Source organism: Microbacterium sp. SORGH_AS_0862 (assembly GCF_030818795.1).
Classification (GTDB): Bacteria; Actinomycetota; Actinomycetes; order Actinomycetales; family Microbacteriaceae; genus Microbacterium.
The window spans coordinates 3004556-3019572 of record NZ_JAUTAY010000001.1; the positions used below are offsets into that span (position 1 = coordinate 3004556).

Sequence of the window (15017 nt, forward strand, 5' to 3'; positions counted from 1 at the left end):
TTGCTAGCTTTACTAGCGAACTGAGTTCGATCGAGCATACATACGGCCTGAGGAGGTGTCCACATGGCGAGTCCCGCTGACTCTGACGATACGTCGCGTGATAAGGATCGTGCAGTATGGCGCGTCCTGTCAGCCGTGCGCGCCTTCAGCGACGCCATGGATCGCATGTACAGCGGCATGAAGGGCGACATGGACATGAACGCCACGGATCTCGCCGCCCTGCGCATGCTCATCATCCGCGAGCAGCGGGGACAGGACGTCAGTCCGCACGACATCGCACGGCACCTGCGGATCTCCACCGCCTCCACGACGAAGCTGGTGGACCGTCTGGCCGACTCGGGCCACGTCGTGCGCAAGCCGCATCCGGTCGATCGTCGGGCGAGGCTGATCTCGTTGACGGACAAGTCGCGCACCGACTTCACGCGCCACTTCCGCGGCAGCATCGACGCGATGCGGGATGTCGCGTTCGACTACTCGCCGACGGAGCTCGCGGTGATCGCGGACTTCCTCGAACGGATGTCGGTCGGTATCGACCCCGACGCGTGAGGAGACCAGAAGTCGGTTCGACCTGGGCTTTTCGGGCAAAGCAGAAGGCCCGGATCCGAGGATCCGGGCCTTCTTTTTGTTGCGGGGACAGGATTTGAACCTGCGACCTCTGGGTTATGAGCCCAGCGAGCTACCGAACTGCTCCACCCCGCGGCACAAGAGATAACACTAGCACGCGTTCGGGCAGTGCGCGAATCGAGGCGGTTGCCGAGGTCCCTCCGGGCCGGGAGGATGGGGGAGTGCCCGCCGTTCTCTCCCTCGCCGTCGCGCAGTTCGCGCCGATCGCCGACCGCGCCGCCAACCTGATTCGGATCCGTCTCCTCGCCGCGCAGGCCGCCGCTCGCGGAGCCCGAGTGCTCGTGCTCCCGGAATACAGCAGCTTCTTCGTCGACCCGTTCGACGCCTCGCTGCGGCAGAACGCCGAGCCCGGCCTCGACGGGCCGTTCGTGCGGGGCCTGCGCGACATCGCCCAGCGGGAGGACCTCACTCTCGTGGCGGGTCTGGTCGAGGCGGCGGATGCGGACCGCGTCCACAACACCGTCGTCGCGGTCGACGCCTCGGGTGTCGTCGCGAGCTACCGCAAGCAGCACCTCTACGACGCGTTCGGGCAGCAGGAGTCGGATTGGGTCGCTCCAGGGGAGCTCGACGAGCCGCAGACCTTCACCGTGGACGGCGTCGTCTTCGGCATCATGACCTGCTACGACCTGCGTTTCCCCGAGGCCGCGCGCCGCATCGTCGACGCCGGCGCGCACGTCGTCCTCGTGCCGGCCGAGTGGGTGCGCGGTCCGCTGAAGGAACAGCAGTGGCAGACCCTGCTGGCGGCGCGGGCGATCGAGAACACGGCGTTCGTCGCGGCGGCGGACCACCCCGCGCCCGTCGGCGTGGGCCACTCCGTCATCCTCGACCCGCAGGGCGTCGTGCTCGCCGGGCTCGCCGCAGGGGACGGAGTCGCGATCGCGCCGATCGACCTCGACGAGCTGGCCCGCGTCCGCGCCGTCAATCCGGCGTTGCAACTTCGGCGCTACCGCGTGGTCCCTCGCTGAGTCAGGCCAGCGCCGCCAGACGGTGCACGGCTTCGGCGATGACCTCGGGCCGCTTGCAGGCCGCGAACCGCACGAGGCTCGCGTACTCGTGCCGCCGCTCCTCGGCGGCGAACGCCGTCAGCGGGATCGCGACGACACCGGCCGCACGCGGCAGCCGGCGGCAGAACTCATGGGCGTCGCTCACGCCGAGCGGCGCCGCATCCGCCACGGTGAAGTAAGAACCCCCGGCGCGGAACGGCGCGAATCCGGCAGCGCTGAGCCCGTCGCGCAGTGTGTCGCGCTTGCGCTGCAGCGCGGCGCCGACGCCCGCGAAGAAGGCGTCGTCCAGGCGGAGCCCCGCAGCGACAGCCGGCTGGAACGGCGCACCGTTGACGTACGTGAGGAACTGTTTGACCGTGAGTACGGCGTCGATGAGGGATGCGGGTCCCGTCGCCCATCCGATCTTCCACCCCGTCACCGAGAACGTCTTGCCCGCGGAGGAGATCGAGATCGTGCGCTCGGCAGCGCCCGGCAACGTCGCGATGGGGACGTGGCTGCGGCCGTCGAAGACCAGGTGCTCGTACACCTCGTCGGTCACGATGATCACGTCATGGCGGTGGGCGAGCCGCACAATCTCGGCACGCACGTCGTCGGTGAACACGACGCCGGTGGGATTGTGCGGATCGTTCAGGAGGATGACGCGGGTGCGGTCCGTGACCGCGGCGGCGAGTCGGTCCAGGTCCGGCTGGAAGTCGGGCCAGCGCAGGGGCACGGTCACGAGCGTGGCGCCGACCAGCGCCACATCCGCCGCGTAGGCGTCGTAGTGGGGTTCGAAGACGACGACCTCGTCGCCGGGGCCCACGAGTGCGAGGAGCGTCGCCGCGAGAGCTTCCGTCGCCCCCGCGGTGACGAGCACCTCGCGATCGGGGTCGACCTGCAGTCCGTAGAACCGCGCCTGGTGCTCGGCGATCGCACGGCGAAGATCGGCCGTGCCGCGACCGGGCGGATACTGGTTGACCCCCGTCGCGATCGCCTCACGTGCGATGTCGAGCAGCTCGGCGGGGCCGTCCTCGTCGGGGAAGCCCTGGCCCAGGTTGATGGCGCCGGTCTCGGCCGCCAGCGCGCTCATCTCTGCGAAGATCGTAGGGGCGGGGGTGCCTTCCGAGCCGAGGAGTCCGGCGCCCGCGGCCACCCGTTGCCAGGGCGCGTTCTGGTTTCGCATTCAGCACACGTTAGTCCCATAGGGCTGTCCCACGGCTGGCATAGGAAAACCACAGAGACGGCGGTCACAGTGAAGATCGCCAGTCAGAAGGAGCAACCATGAGTGACAACCAGGGCTCCCGCCCCGAATCCGAAGACTCTGTGTCCGAACCCGTCGCGCCCGCCGCATCGCCGCAGCCGGCCCCCTCGTCCGACGTGCCGCCGACCCCGGCGGCAGCCGGACCGGCCGCCCCGGCGATGCCGCCCCGTCCGCCCTACCCCGCCTCGTACCCGAAGGCGCCCGCGGGTTACCCCGCCCCCGCCGCCGGCGCCGCCGCAACGGGTCAGGCGTTCGGCCCCGGCGCCCAGACCGCGCCGACCCTGCCGCTGAGCGGTCCGGCGCCGTCGGCCCCGGTGCGCAAGAAGTCGACCGCCGGCCGCACGGTCGGCCTGCTCGTCGCCGCAGCCCTCGTCGGCGGCGCCGCGGGCGTGGGCGGAACCTACGCCGGCATCAGCCTGTGGGGCCAGACCCAGACGACGGCGGCCAGCAGCCCCACCGTCGTGACCGTGAACGACACCCAGAAGGTCAACAACGTCACCGCTGTGGCCGCCAAGGTCCTGCCCAGTGTCGTCACCATCTCGGCCACCGCGAGCAACGGCGGCGGCACCGGCAGCGGTGTCGTCCTCTCCGCGGACGGATACGTGCTCACCAACACGCACGTCGTCACTCTCGACGGTGCCACCGCCGACCCCACGCTGTCGGTCACGACGTCCGACGGCAAGGTCTACAAGGCCACGCTCGTCGGCACCGACCCGACGTACGACCTCGCGGTCATCAAGCTGACGGACGCGTCCGGGCTGACCCCGATCGACTTCGCCGACTCGAGCAAGCTCAATGTCGGCGACCAGGCGATCGCGCTCGGCGCTCCCCTGGGCCTGGACAACACGGTCACCACGGGCATCGTCAGCGCTCTGAACCGCTCCATCGAGATCGCCTCCTCGGCCGCGCCCGACGACTCCTCCACCAAGGAGGACGGCGGTCAGGGACAGCAGGAGAGCCCGTTCCAGTTCGACTTCGGGCAGGGCCAGCAGCAACAGCAGCAGTCCGCGAACGCCACGATCAAGATCGCGGTCATCCAGACGGATGCGGCGATCAACCCCGGCAACTCGGGCGGTGCGCTGGTCGACTCCGACGGCAAGCTGATCGGCATCAACGTGGCCATCGCGTCCTCCGGCGGCAGCTCGTCGGGCGGTCAGTCCGGCAACATCGGTGTCGGCTTCTCCATCCCCGCCAATATCGCCCAGCGCGTGGCGAACGAGATCATCAAGGACGGCAGCGCCACGCACGGGCTGCTGGGTGCGACCGTCGCCGACGCTGCCTCGCAGAAGAACGCCACCATCCAGGGCGCCTACATCCAGGACGTGTCCTCGGGTGGCGCGGCCGCCGGGGCGGGGCTGCGCTCCGGCGACATCGTCACGGAGTTCAACGGTGTTCCCGTCACCAACGCGATCGACCTCACCGCTCAGGTGCGTGCGGCCGCGGGCGGCTCCGACGCGACGCTGAGCTACGTCCGCGACGGCAAGACCGAGACGGCGAAGCTGACGCTGGGCACGCTGCAGTAACGACACCGCTCCGACGGTTCGGACGCCACCTCGCGATAGGCTCGCGAGGTGGCGTCCTTCTCGTTCGGCGACGGCAATGCGAAGAAGCTCCTCGCCATCCCGCTCTACGCGGCCGGGCGGGCTCTCACGTCGCTCGTGCCGCGGGCACGCGGGACGTGGGTCTTCGGCTCCGCGGCGGGGATCGCGGACGGCGCCCTCGCGCTGTGGAACGAGACGGCCGCGCGCGGTCATCGTGCCGTCTGGCTGATCCGCACCGATGCACAGGCGCGCGATGCGGCATCGCGTGGAATCCCGTACGCCCGAGCCGACTCATTGCGGGGCCTCTGGCTCACCGCACGCGCCGAGGTGGTCGTCGTGACGCACGGCTTCGGCGACGTCAATCGTTATGCCGTCGCGGGGTCGTATCTCGTGCAGCTGTGGCACGGCATCCCGCTCAAGCGCATCGGCATCGACTCGCCGGAGACCGTGCGAAGCTCCTTCCTGCCGTCCTCCCGTCTCGTGCGGCGTCTGCTCGCGTTCATGTACCGCAGCGCCACCCGTCGGATCCGCCTCCTGCCGGCCGCATCCCACCTCGTACGCGGTCGCCTCGAGTCGGCGTTCTCGCTCGACGACTCGCGCGTGCCGGTCGTCGGCGAGCCGCGCGTGGATGTGCTGTCGCGGGGGAGTGCGACCGAACGACGGGAGAGCGCCCGCCGCCGGCTCGAAGAGGTGCTGGGCCCGCTCGGCGACGACCGGCTCGTGCTGTACGCACCGACCTGGCGCGATGGCGACGACGACCCGGCGATCCCCACGGAAGCCGACTGGCATCGGATCACCGCCCTGCTCGATACACACGACGCACGGCTGATCGTGCGCCCGCATCCGTTGGGCGCCGGAGAGTATGCGCCACCCGAGGGCGCCCAGCGTGTGCACCTGCTCGGCAGCGATCGCCTGAGCGATGTCACCCCGGTGCTCCCGGGCCTGGATCTGCTCGTCACCGACTACTCCTCGCTGGCGTACGACTCCTCGCTCGTGCCGCTGCCGGTCGTCTACTTCGCGCCGGATGTCGACGCCTACGCCCGGCGTCGCGGCTTCTACGGCACCTACGCGGACGTCGCGGGCACGGACGTCGCGGTGGACTGGGTGGGGGCTCTCGCGCAGATCGCGGCCGTGCTCTCGGACGACGATGTGCGCCAGAGGCGGCTGGAACAAGCCAGACGCCTGGATGCGGTCGTGCACGCGTACCGCGACGGCCGCAACGCGGAGCGGGTCTATCTGGCCATCGCGGCCGCCATCGGCGGCGACGACCGTCGGGAGGAGACGGCATGACAACGGCGGAGCTGACCACCGGGAGCGCTCCGGCGCTGGTCCTGCGGGGAGCGGGTGCGCGCCCCGAACGCGTCGAGCTGGTCGGCGCCCGTGCGCGGGTGGTGGCGACGCTGACCGGGAGGGGCAAGACTTGGACCGCCACGCTGCCGCTCTCCGCCTCCCGGTGGGGCGGACCCGTTCTCCCGCTGCCGAGCGGGCGCTACCGGGTGCACGTCGAGCCCGCCGATTCCGTGGAGCACCCCGAGGCTCCCGAGCCGCTCGCGCTCGCGCAGCTCGGGCCGCTTCGCGCAGCTCTGACCGGGTGGGAGCTCGAGATCGGGCCGCCCGTCGACCCGGCCTACGACGTCGGCGAGGCGCAAGGGGCCCTCGAGCGGCGCTACGCGACGGGGCGCGAGTCGCTGGAGGAGTCGGTCTTTTTCGAGAGCTTCTACGGGCGCAATGCCAGCTGCAATCCGCTCGCGATCGACCGGGTGCTCAGTGAGCGGCTGCCCGGCCTCGTGCGCTACTGGAGCGTCGTCGACCTCTCCGTCGACGTCCCCGAGGGGGCCATCCCCGTCGTCGAGGGGAGTCCGGACTGGTGGCGGGCTCGCGCGGTCTCACGCCTGCTCGTGGTCAACGACTGGATGCGTCGGCGCTACGTGCGCCGGCCCGGACAGCACGTGGTCCAGACCTGGCACGGCACGCCTCTCAAGAGGCTGGCCCTTCATCGCCCGGGCTTCGATCCTCGACGAGCCATCGCCGTCGTGCGCGAATCGCTGCGCTGGAACGTCCTGCTGGCGCAGAACCCGTACGCGGCATCGATCCTCAGGCGGGCCTACGCGTTCGGTCGTCGTCCGGTCTGGGTCGAGGGATACCCGCGCAACGACGTGCTGCACACGGGGGATGCGGCGCCCGTGCGCGCGCGTCTGGGCATCCGCGAGGACGAACGCGTCATCCTCTACGCGCCGACCTGGCGCGACGATCGTGAGCAGATCGTGGACTTCCTGGATGCGGAGAGGCTCGCGGCAGACACCGGCGCTGTCGTGCTGGTGCGCGGTCACTCGCGCACACTGCTGCCGGGCAGGGATGCCGAGGGTGCGCGCGTCGTCGATGTGACCGGTTTCCCGGACACCGCCCAGCTGCTCTTGGCCGCCGATGCGCTCGTGACCGACTATTCATCGGTGATGTTCGACTTCACCGTCACGGGCAAGCCGGTGTACTTCTTCGTGCCCGACCTCGAGGACTACCGCGGACGCCTGCGCGGGTTCTACTTCGATCTCACAGAGCGCGCGCCCGGGCCGCTCGTTCGCACCCAGGAGGAGCTGACCCGGGCTCTGGCGCACGACTCGGCCGCTTACGCCGACCGCTACGCCGCATGGCGGCGCGCCTTCAACGCGCGCGAGGACGGTCACGCGGCGGAGCGCGTCGTCGCCCGCATCCTCGATCAGGGGCTGATCGGCGGCTGACTCACGGCAGCGGCGTGTTGCGCGACCCGAGCCGCGAGGTGTCGACGGTGTCGCGCGCGCCGCGCACGAGTCCCTGGATGAACCCGGCACCCCAGGCGAGGTGCATCGAGGGCAGGACTCCCGCCGTCCAGAGCTTGTCGCGCCATCCGCTCCCGCCGCCGGGACCCAGGGCGACGCCGACGACGAGAACCGCGTACGCGGCCACGGGTACGTACACCGCGTTGGCGATGAGTGCTGCCGCACCCGCGAGGACACCGGTGAGTTGCAGCACACCGGTCACGACGGCGAGGGCGACGCACACCACGAGGACGGGCGGGGCGAAGAAGCGCAGGGAGTTGCGACGGCCGTAGCGGCGCACCAACTCGCCGCGCCACGCGCCGGTGGCGCGGAACTGCCGCACGAGTCGCTGCCAGCTCTCGCGCGGCCAGTACGTCACACGCAGCGCCGGATCGAACCAGACGCGGTAGCCCGCCCGGCGGATACGGAGGTTCAGCTCCCAGTCCTCGCCGCGGCGCAGCGACTCGTCGAACCCGCCGACCTCGTCGACGACGACGCGGCGCATGACACCGAGGTAGGCGGACTCGGCGGCGCTCTCGCGTCGACCGCCGTGATACGCCCCGCCGCCCAGGCCGAACGGGGAGTTGTACGCGCGGGCGACAGCGCGCTGGAACGGCGTGCGGCCGTCGGCCTGCATCACCCCGCCCACGTTCGCGGCACGCACACGCGCGAGCGTTTCGAGAGCCCGCATCGTGTAGCCCGGAGCGAGCTCCGAGTGGGCGTCGACGCGCACGATGGTCGCCAGCGTGCTGCGGGCGATCGCCAGATTCAGGCCTGTCGGGATGTCGGCGTCGGGATTGCGGACGAGCAGGATGCGGTCGTCTTCGGCGGCGAGACGCTCGGCGATCTCGTCGGTGCCGTCGGAGGAGGGGCCCAGCGCGAGCACGAGCTCCATGGGGCCCGGGGTCTGCTGGGCGAGCACGCTCTGCACGGCGCGCTCCAGGTACCGCGCCTCGTTGAGCACCGGCATGACGAAAGACACCCCTGCGTCGGCGCGGGGAACCGGGGCGTCACGATGGCCCCCCGCGTCGACGTGCATCCGACGATCATCCCATGCGTGCGCTGGTTAGGCTGGAAGGATGGGCCTGGCATCAGACATCCGCAAGGCACGGGGACTTCTCCGGAAGGTCCTCGACAACCGTTCCGCCGTCCGCGAGGTGCGGGCGATGCGCCCCCCGTTGCCCGTCGGTCACTTCCGCATCGGCGTCTACTTCGCCGACGGTGCCGTCAACCTGTACCAGATGCGTCAGTGGTACAAGCCGCTCCAGAAGCTCGCCGAAACCTGGCCGGTCCTGGTGCTCAGTCGCAACGCGACCTCGGCCGCGGCGATCATGGCAGAGAGCGAGTTGCCCGTCGCCTTCGTGCCGAGCGTGCACGACCTCGAGAATGTCGTGGCCGCGCAGGGGCTGCGCGTCGTGCTGTACGTGAACCAGAACACGCGGAACTTCCAGATGTTCCGATACGGGCATCGCTGGCACGTGTTCATCAACCACGGCGAGTCCGACAAGATGTACATGACGACGAACCAGTTCAAGGCGTACGACTACGCCCTGATCGCGGGGGACGCCGCTCGCGAGCGTCTGGGACGCGTGCTCTGGAACTACGACCTCGATGCCCGCACGATCGCGATCGGTCGACCGCAGGCGGACCACTACTCCGGGGCGCTGCCGTACAACCCGGACGATCGCACGGTCGTGCTCTACGCACCGACATGGGAGGGCGATCGCCCCTCGGCGTTCTACGGATCCATCGTCAGTCACGGAGAGGCGCTGGTCTCAGCCGTACTCGGCTCTGGTCGCCACCGCCTCATCTACCGGCCGCACCCGCGCAGCGGCGTGCTCGATCATGAGTACCTCGCCGCGCATCGGCGCATCGTCGCGGCGATCGCTGCGGCGAACGCCGCCGACCCCGCTGCTCTGCACGTCTACGACGACGGGCCGGAACTCGGCTGGCAGCTGGCCGCCTCCGACGTCGCGGTGGTCGACATCTCCGCGATGGTCTACGACCGCCTCGCCGCCGACAAGCCGCTGCTCATCACGCGGCCCGTCGATGAGCGCGCCGCCGTCGACACGAGCGGCTACCTCTCCGCGTGCGAGTGGCTGGATGCTGCCGATGCCCCCCGCATCCTGGACGAGGTCGATCGCCTGGTCGGCGATCCCGATGCCGTCGCGCGCCTGGCGCACTGGGTCGACCACTACTTCGGCGACACCTCGCCGGGTGCTCCGACGGCACGCTTCCACGCGGCGATCGAGCGCCTGATGGATGAGTGGGACCAGTGGCACGCGCGAGCGGGCGGCGACGCGAACGATGCCGCGGCGCAGGCGGAACTCGACTCCAACGCCGGCCGCGAAGAAGCTTCCTGAGACGGATCTCCCGCTCAGCGGTCCGGGAGCTCCTCGGTCGACGGATCGACGGACGAGTCGGAAGGCCGCTGCTTGCGGCGAACGGAGCCGAGCGCCTTCGTCGCGTTGCGCGTGCGGCGCGTGGCGGATCCCGCGGCCTGGGCGACGAGCCCACCGGCCCGTGCGAGCCCCCGCCCCGCGAGTCGCTCGATCGGCGCGGCGCCCGGGCGCGGCTCGAGCTCCGCGGGCAGATCGATGGGCGGCATCCCGAACGCCCGTCGAGACGTGGTGATCACGCGTCGCCCGAGCAGATGGTTGCCGGCGCCGCCCACCGCCGCGCCCACGCCGAAGGGCAGCGCCTTGCCGACGAAAGAGGCGCCGCCGCGTGCGGCGAAGCGGTGCAGGAATGAGGTCTTCAGCCGGTCGACGAGCGGACCGAGCGCCGCGCGGGGCAGCGTCGTGGTGATCAGCTCTCCCCAGTAGGTGCTGCGCGTCGGGCCCTTGCCACCCGCCTGCCGGGCGAGCTGGGTGACGAGGTCGATTCCCTCCTGGCCGAGCAGCAGTGTGAGAACGAGCGCGCGGGCCCGGTCGGGGTTCTCGACCGGGAGCCCGTGCACCTCGGCGACCGATTGCGCGAACAATGTCGTCGTCTCCAGGAAGCCGAGCGTCTCCACGCCACTCAGCGCCAGCGTGACGCCGGTTCCGATGCCGGGGACCACGGCCGTCGCGCCGACAGCTGCTCCGCCGGTGGTCACCGCCGCGAGGTAGCGCCGCTCCAGCATCCGCACGATCTCGAGCGTCGTGGCACGCGGGTGGCGTACCCGGATGCTGCGCAGGTGGGCCAGAACGACGGGGCGTTGGACCGCGAGCACGCGATCGAGGGCGCGCACCGTGAACGGGTGCTCAGTCGACCCGACGGGCGGGATCCCTCCCTGCCACGGCGACTCGTCCGGCAGACTGTGGATGCGGTGGACCTTCTCCGGCATGCTGGGATGCTAAGCGGCCCGGCTGAACGGTGCCGGGGGATTGCGGATCAGACGAACTGGTTGGCGCGTTCGAGGTCTTCGGCGAAGTCGACCTCGACCGCGTACAGGTCGGAGATGTCCATCGGCTCGAGCAGGAGGCCGTCGTGCTGGATGGCGAGCTCGAGACCGCGCTCGAAGTAGTCCTGATCGTCGACGCGCGCCAGGTGGTGCATGAACGAACGCTTGTCGGCCCGCGAGATGTAGTTGATCCCCACGGCCTCGCCGATCCCGCCGCGAACGGTCTTGGACAGCTCCTCGATGAAGCCCTCGCTCGTCACGGTGTACTTGACCTCTTCGTCGCTCACCTTGGCGGTGTTGACGGTGACGAAGGACTGCTCGCGCTCGATGAGCGCGACGGCACGGCCCAGCACCCGGGGATCGAAGACGACGTCTCCGTTCATCCAGAGCACGCCGGCCTTACCGGTCGCGGAGAGTGCGCGCAGCAGGCTCTTCGAGGTGTTGGTCTGGTCGTAGCGCTCGTTGTAGATGTAGTCGGCCTCGGGGAAGGCTTCGACGATGGTCTCCGCGCGGTAGCCGACGACCGTCGTGAGCTTGGCGTCGGTGCCGAAAGCCGCGCGGATGTTGTCGTGCTGCTGGCGCATGATGCTGCGCCCGTCGTTCAGCTGGGTCAGCGGCTTGGGTAGGCTGCGGCCGAGGCGCGAGCCCATGCCTGCGGCAAGGATCACAGTCTGAAGTCTCATAAGATTCATCGCTCCTGGAGTCGAAGTTCACGGTCGGTTCACCGACGAAACACTCCTTTGTGCCGTGTCCATGGTATCTGGGACGCCTGAAAGCCCGCAGATGAGCCCGCTGCCGTTGTGGATTCGTGACAATCGGTGACAGGGCCGCATCCCACCGATGGGATCGTCGGGGGCGATTGATACGTTGGAGAAGTGACCTCCACTCCTTCCGGTTCCGACGCGCCCACGCCCGACGACGGCTCCGCCGAGGAGGTCTCCGCCGCCCCGAAGAAGCCGGCATCCGCGCGACCCTCGACGCCGCGCACCCCGCGCTCGACCACGGCCCGGCCGGCAGCGGCTCGTAAGCCCGCTGCGAAGAAGCCGGCCGCGTCGTCGGCCTCGGCGGCGGTCGCGCCCGACGAGAAGGAACCCGCGGCGCCCGCCGCCCCGAAGAAGCCCGCGACGAAGCGACCGACGGCCGCCAAGCGCCCGGCGGGTGCGACCGCGGAGGATGCAGCGGCGCCGGCCCCAGCGAAGAAGGCAGCGGCCGCCCCGAAGAAGCCGGCGGCGCCCAGGAAGCCCGCCGCACGGACGACGACGGCCCGTACCGGCGAGACCGCGGCCAAGCCGCGGACTGCGTCGCCGCGCACGAAGTCGGCGCAGGCGGGAGCGAAGACGTCCCGCACGACGGCCGCCAAGACTCCGCCCGTGGCCCCTGTCGACGCGCCGGTTCCGGTGGACTTCGTCATTCCGCCCAAACCGCCCCTGCCGCCGCGCCCCGCGCCATCGGACGCCGATCAGCCCACGGCGATCGACGAGGTGATCGTCCCGGACCAGGCGCCGGTCGAGCCCGCGTCGCCGGAGGTTCTCGACGAGGTGCCCGTCGTCGCGGCGACAGACGCGGCGATCGAGGAGGCCACGCCGGAGCCCGCGGACGTGACGTCGCTCGAGCCGGTGGAGACGGTCGAAGAGGTCACGGTCGTCGAGGTCGTCGAGGAGGTGCCCGAAGAGGCTCCTCCCGTCGACGACGCGGGGGACCCGACGCCCGACGACGCGCCGACGCCTGCGGAGGCGGAGGTCGTCGTGGTGACCGAGCGTGCGGAGGATGAGGCGGCCGAGCGGTTGTTCGCCGACGTCGCCAGGGCGGACGAACCTCCTCTCGCGCTCGAGGTGAGCGGACTGGCGAAGTCCTACGGCGCGACCGTCGCGGTCGCGGGGATCGACCTCGCCGTCCCCGCCGGTACCTTCTACGGCCTCGTCGGACCCAACGGCGCGGGCAAGACGACCACGCTGTCGATGATCGCCGGGCTGCTGAAGCCGGATGCGGGCACCATCCGCGTGGCGGGCGTCGATGCACGCACGCGGTCACGAGAGGCGAAGAAGCTGATCGGCGTGCTGCCGGACCGGCTGCGCACCTTCGATCGCCTGACCGGTCGCCAGCTTCTCTCCTACGCGGGGCTGCTGCGCGGTCTCGATGCGAACACGGTGGAGCGCCGTGCCTCCGACCTGGGTCGAGCCTTCGACTTGACCGCCGCGCTGGGACGGTCCGTATCGGACTACTCGGCGGGCATGACGAAGAAGGTCATGCTGGCCGCTGCCCTCATCCACTCGCCCCGGCTGCTGGTGCTCGACGAGCCCTTCGAGGCCGTCGACCCCGTCTCGAGTTCGGTGATCCTCGACATCCTCGGCACATATGTGTCGCAGGGCGGGACCGTTCTGCTCTCCAGCCACGGAATGGACCTGGTCGAGCGCGTGTGTGATCGCGTCGCGGTGATCGTCTCCGGTCAGGTACTGGTGGACGGAACGGTGGCGGAGGTCCGCGGCGAGCAGACGCTCGAAGCGCGGTTCCTCGAGCTCGTCGGCGGCTCGAACGAGGTGGAGGGCCTCGAATGGCTTCACACGTTCTCCGACTGAGGGCCGCTCTCCTGATCGGAGCGCTCCGCGGCGACGCTGCGGAGCGCTGGCGCGCCATCATCGCGAGCGCGCTGGTCGTGGGCGGCGTCGTGGCCGCCTGCATCGCCCAGATCGCGCTGCAGGCGGTCACCGCGCAATCGGCTTTCGTGGTGACGGTGCTCGGAGGCAGCGCGGTCGCGGTGGGATACGCGCTCGCGCCCCCCATCTCCGGGAGTCCCGACCAGCTCGACCCGCGCCGCTTCCAGACGTTCGGCCTGGACCCCAAGCCGCTGGCCGGCGCGATCCTGCTTGCGAGTGTCATCAGCGTTCCCGTCCTGGCGCTGGCAGCGGTGGCGGCGGCGACGGCTGTCATGTGGCTCTCGCAGGACGCCGGGGCGCTCGCTGCGATCGGACCCCTGCTGGGTCTGGTGACAGCGGTGCTGCTCACCCGGGTCGCCGCGGGCCTCGCCTCGATGTGGACGCTGCCGCGTCGGTCGCGCGAGCTGACCGGCTTGTTCATCCTCGCGTTGCTGGTCGTCTTCGTGCCTGTCGGGGTGTTCTTCGCCTCGCTCGACTGGGGCGACGCGGTTCCGAGCCAGCTCGACGCGGCGGCGCACGTGCTCGCGTTCACGCCGATCGGCGCGGCGTGGGCGCTGCCGGGTCTCGCCGCGATCGGCGATGTCGGCGGGCTCTGGCTCGCAGCGATCGTCGCGGTGGTCACGATCGCTCTTCTCGGGTGGGCGTGGTACGCGATCGTGCGCCGCGCGCTCACCACGATCGAGCGCCCCCTCGCCGCACGTGAGCGCGGCGGCATGGGATGGTTCTCGGTGCTGCCCGGCACTGCGGGAGGCGCCATCGCCGCCCGCAGTCTCACCTATTGGTTGCGCGATCGCCGCTACGGCGTGAACGTGCTCGTGGTCCCGGTCGCGGCGTTGCTGACGACGATTCCGCTCCTGGTCGCGGGCGTACCCGCTGAGTACGTGGCGCTGGTGCCCGTGCCGATCATCGCGCTCTTCTTCGGCTGGTTGCCCCACAACGACGTCGCCTACGACTCCACCGCGGTGTGGATGCACGTCGCCTCCGGCGTGCGCGGCATCTCCGATCGGGTCGGTCGCCTCGTTCCCATCGTCCTCATCGCGGTTCCGACGTTCGCCGTCGCCGTGCCGGTCGCCGTCGCCATCCACGGACGGTGGGCGCACCTGCCGGCTCTCGCGGGCGTGACCATCAGCCTGTTCCTCGCCGGACTGGGACTCTCCTCCATCGCCTCGGCGGCGGCGCCGTATGCGGTGTCGCGCCCGGGCGACAGCCCGTTCCAGCAGCCTCAGCGCACGGGATCTGCCGGCATCCTGTCGCAGGCGCTCGTGATGCTGGGTGCGCTCGCTGTGAGCGTGCCGACGCTCTGGTGGGCGTGGCAGGCCGTCTCGGACGACCAGTCCTTCGGGCTCGCCGCGCTCGTGGGCGGAACGGTGACGGGCGTCGTCGTGCTCGGAGTCGGGCTCGCCATCGGCGCGCGGGTGTTCGAGCGGCGTGAGAGCGAGCTCATGGAGTTCGCCGCCACCAGTTCCTGACCCGAGCCGCGCACACACCTCGCGGCTACACTTGCTGACCATGAGCACCCCTGCCGACAGCCCCGACCAGGGCGGCCTCGCCACCCTCGACCGCGAGCTCGAAGAGCTCATCCGCGAAGAGACCATCGAGCCCGGCGATCACGAGCGCTTCTCCCACTACGTGAAGAAGGAGAAGATCCTCGAGTCGGCCATCACGGGCAAGCCCGTGCGCGCACTGTGCGGCAAGAAGTGGACGCCGGGCCGCGACCCGGAGAAGTTCCCGGTCTGCCCGTCGTGCAAGGAGATCTACGAGTCGCTGCAGCAGTGAC

Annotated in this window: 13 protein-coding genes and 1 tRNA gene; 9 read left to right on the forward strand and 5 right to left on the reverse strand. The window is 70.5% G+C overall.

Going from position 1 to position 15017, the window contains the following annotated elements; all coding sequences use genetic code 11:
- Positions 1–63: 63 nt before the first annotated feature.
- Positions 64–546 (forward strand): MarR family winged helix-turn-helix transcriptional regulator, encoded by a 483-nt coding sequence (locus QE377_RS14695; RefSeq protein ID WP_307324644.1) that lies wholly within the window; start codon positions 64–66, stop codon positions 544–546.
- Positions 547–625: 79 nt separating this feature from the next.
- Here the strand turns inward: QE377_RS14695 and QE377_RS14700 are convergent.
- Positions 626–699: transfer RNA gene (locus tag QE377_RS14700), tRNA-Met, on the reverse strand.
- 86 nt (positions 700–785) lie between these two features.
- Here QE377_RS14700 and QE377_RS14705 point away from each other — a divergent pair.
- Entirely contained in the window at positions 786–1589 is an 804-nt protein-coding gene (locus QE377_RS14705; protein ID WP_307324646.1) for a carbon-nitrogen hydrolase family protein, read from the forward strand.
- Between the two features lies 1 nt (position 1590).
- Here QE377_RS14705 and QE377_RS14710 read toward each other — a convergent pair whose 3' ends face one another.
- Positions 1591–2790 (reverse strand): pyridoxal phosphate-dependent aminotransferase, encoded by a 1200-nt coding sequence (locus tag QE377_RS14710; protein WP_307324649.1) that lies wholly within the window; start codon positions 2788–2790, stop codon positions 1591–1593.
- A 98-nt stretch (positions 2791–2888) separates the two neighbouring features.
- On the opposite strand from QE377_RS14710, the gene QE377_RS14715 reads away from it, so the two are divergent.
- From QE377_RS14715 to QE377_RS14725, 3 genes are read left to right on the forward strand one after another with little or no spacing between them, the layout of a single operon-like run.
- Positions 2889–4391 carry a S1C family serine protease gene (locus tag QE377_RS14715; protein ID WP_307324652.1) on the forward strand — a complete coding sequence of 501 codons (1503 nt, stop codon included), beginning with the start codon at positions 2889–2891 and terminating at the stop codon, positions 4389–4391.
- A 48-nt stretch (positions 4392–4439) separates the two neighbouring features.
- The gene (locus QE377_RS14720) at positions 4440–5699 is read left to right on the forward strand and encodes a CDP-glycerol glycerophosphotransferase family protein (protein ID WP_307324655.1); all 1260 of its coding nucleotides are present in this window, start codon (positions 4440–4442) and stop codon (positions 5697–5699) included.
- Positions 5696–7144, forward strand: coding sequence for a CDP-glycerol glycerophosphotransferase family protein (locus QE377_RS14725; protein WP_307324656.1), 1449 nt, complete (start codon positions 5696–5698; stop codon positions 7142–7144). The genes QE377_RS14720 and QE377_RS14725 overlap by 4 nt, the downstream gene beginning before the upstream one ends.
- Before the next feature lies 1 nt (position 7145).
- Here QE377_RS14725 and QE377_RS14730 read toward each other — a convergent pair whose 3' ends face one another.
- Positions 7146–8240 (reverse strand): glycosyltransferase family 2 protein, encoded by a 1095-nt coding sequence (locus QE377_RS14730; RefSeq protein ID WP_307324659.1) that lies wholly within the window; start codon positions 8238–8240, stop codon positions 7146–7148.
- A 40-nt stretch (positions 8241–8280) separates the two neighbouring features.
- Between QE377_RS14730 and QE377_RS14735 the strand changes: the two genes are divergently transcribed.
- Positions 8281–9564, forward strand: coding sequence for a CDP-glycerol glycerophosphotransferase family protein (locus tag QE377_RS14735; protein WP_307324662.1), 1284 nt, complete (start codon positions 8281–8283; stop codon positions 9562–9564).
- Between the two features lie 14 nt (positions 9565–9578).
- On the opposite strand, the gene QE377_RS14740 is transcribed toward QE377_RS14735, so the two are convergent.
- Together QE377_RS14740 and QE377_RS14745 are read right to left on the reverse strand one after the other, a co-directional pair.
- Positions 9579–10529, reverse strand: coding sequence for a hypothetical protein (locus QE377_RS14740; RefSeq protein WP_307324664.1), 951 nt, complete (start codon positions 10527–10529; stop codon positions 9579–9581).
- A 47-nt stretch (positions 10530–10576) separates the two neighbouring features.
- Positions 10577–11269, reverse strand: coding sequence for an NTP transferase domain-containing protein (locus QE377_RS14745; RefSeq protein WP_307324665.1), 693 nt, complete (start codon positions 11267–11269; stop codon positions 10577–10579).
- 192 nt (positions 11270–11461) lie between these two features.
- On the opposite strand from QE377_RS14745, the gene QE377_RS14750 reads away from it, so the two are divergent.
- From QE377_RS14750 to QE377_RS14760, 3 genes are read left to right on the forward strand one after another with little or no spacing between them, the layout of a single operon-like run.
- Positions 11462–13162 (forward strand): ABC transporter ATP-binding protein, encoded by a 1701-nt coding sequence (locus QE377_RS14750; RefSeq protein ID WP_307324667.1) that lies wholly within the window; start codon positions 11462–11464, stop codon positions 13160–13162.
- A complete protein-coding gene (locus QE377_RS14755) occupies positions 13138–14709 on the forward strand; it encodes a hypothetical protein (protein WP_307324669.1) in 1572 nt (523 codons plus the stop codon). The genes QE377_RS14750 and QE377_RS14755 overlap by 25 nt, the downstream gene beginning before the upstream one ends.
- Before the next feature lie 40 nt (positions 14710–14749).
- On the forward strand, positions 14750–15016 hold the full coding sequence (locus QE377_RS14760; protein ID WP_137417359.1) for a DUF3039 domain-containing protein: 267 nt from the start codon (positions 14750–14752) through the stop codon (positions 15014–15016).
- Position 15017: the final 1 nt, after the last annotated feature.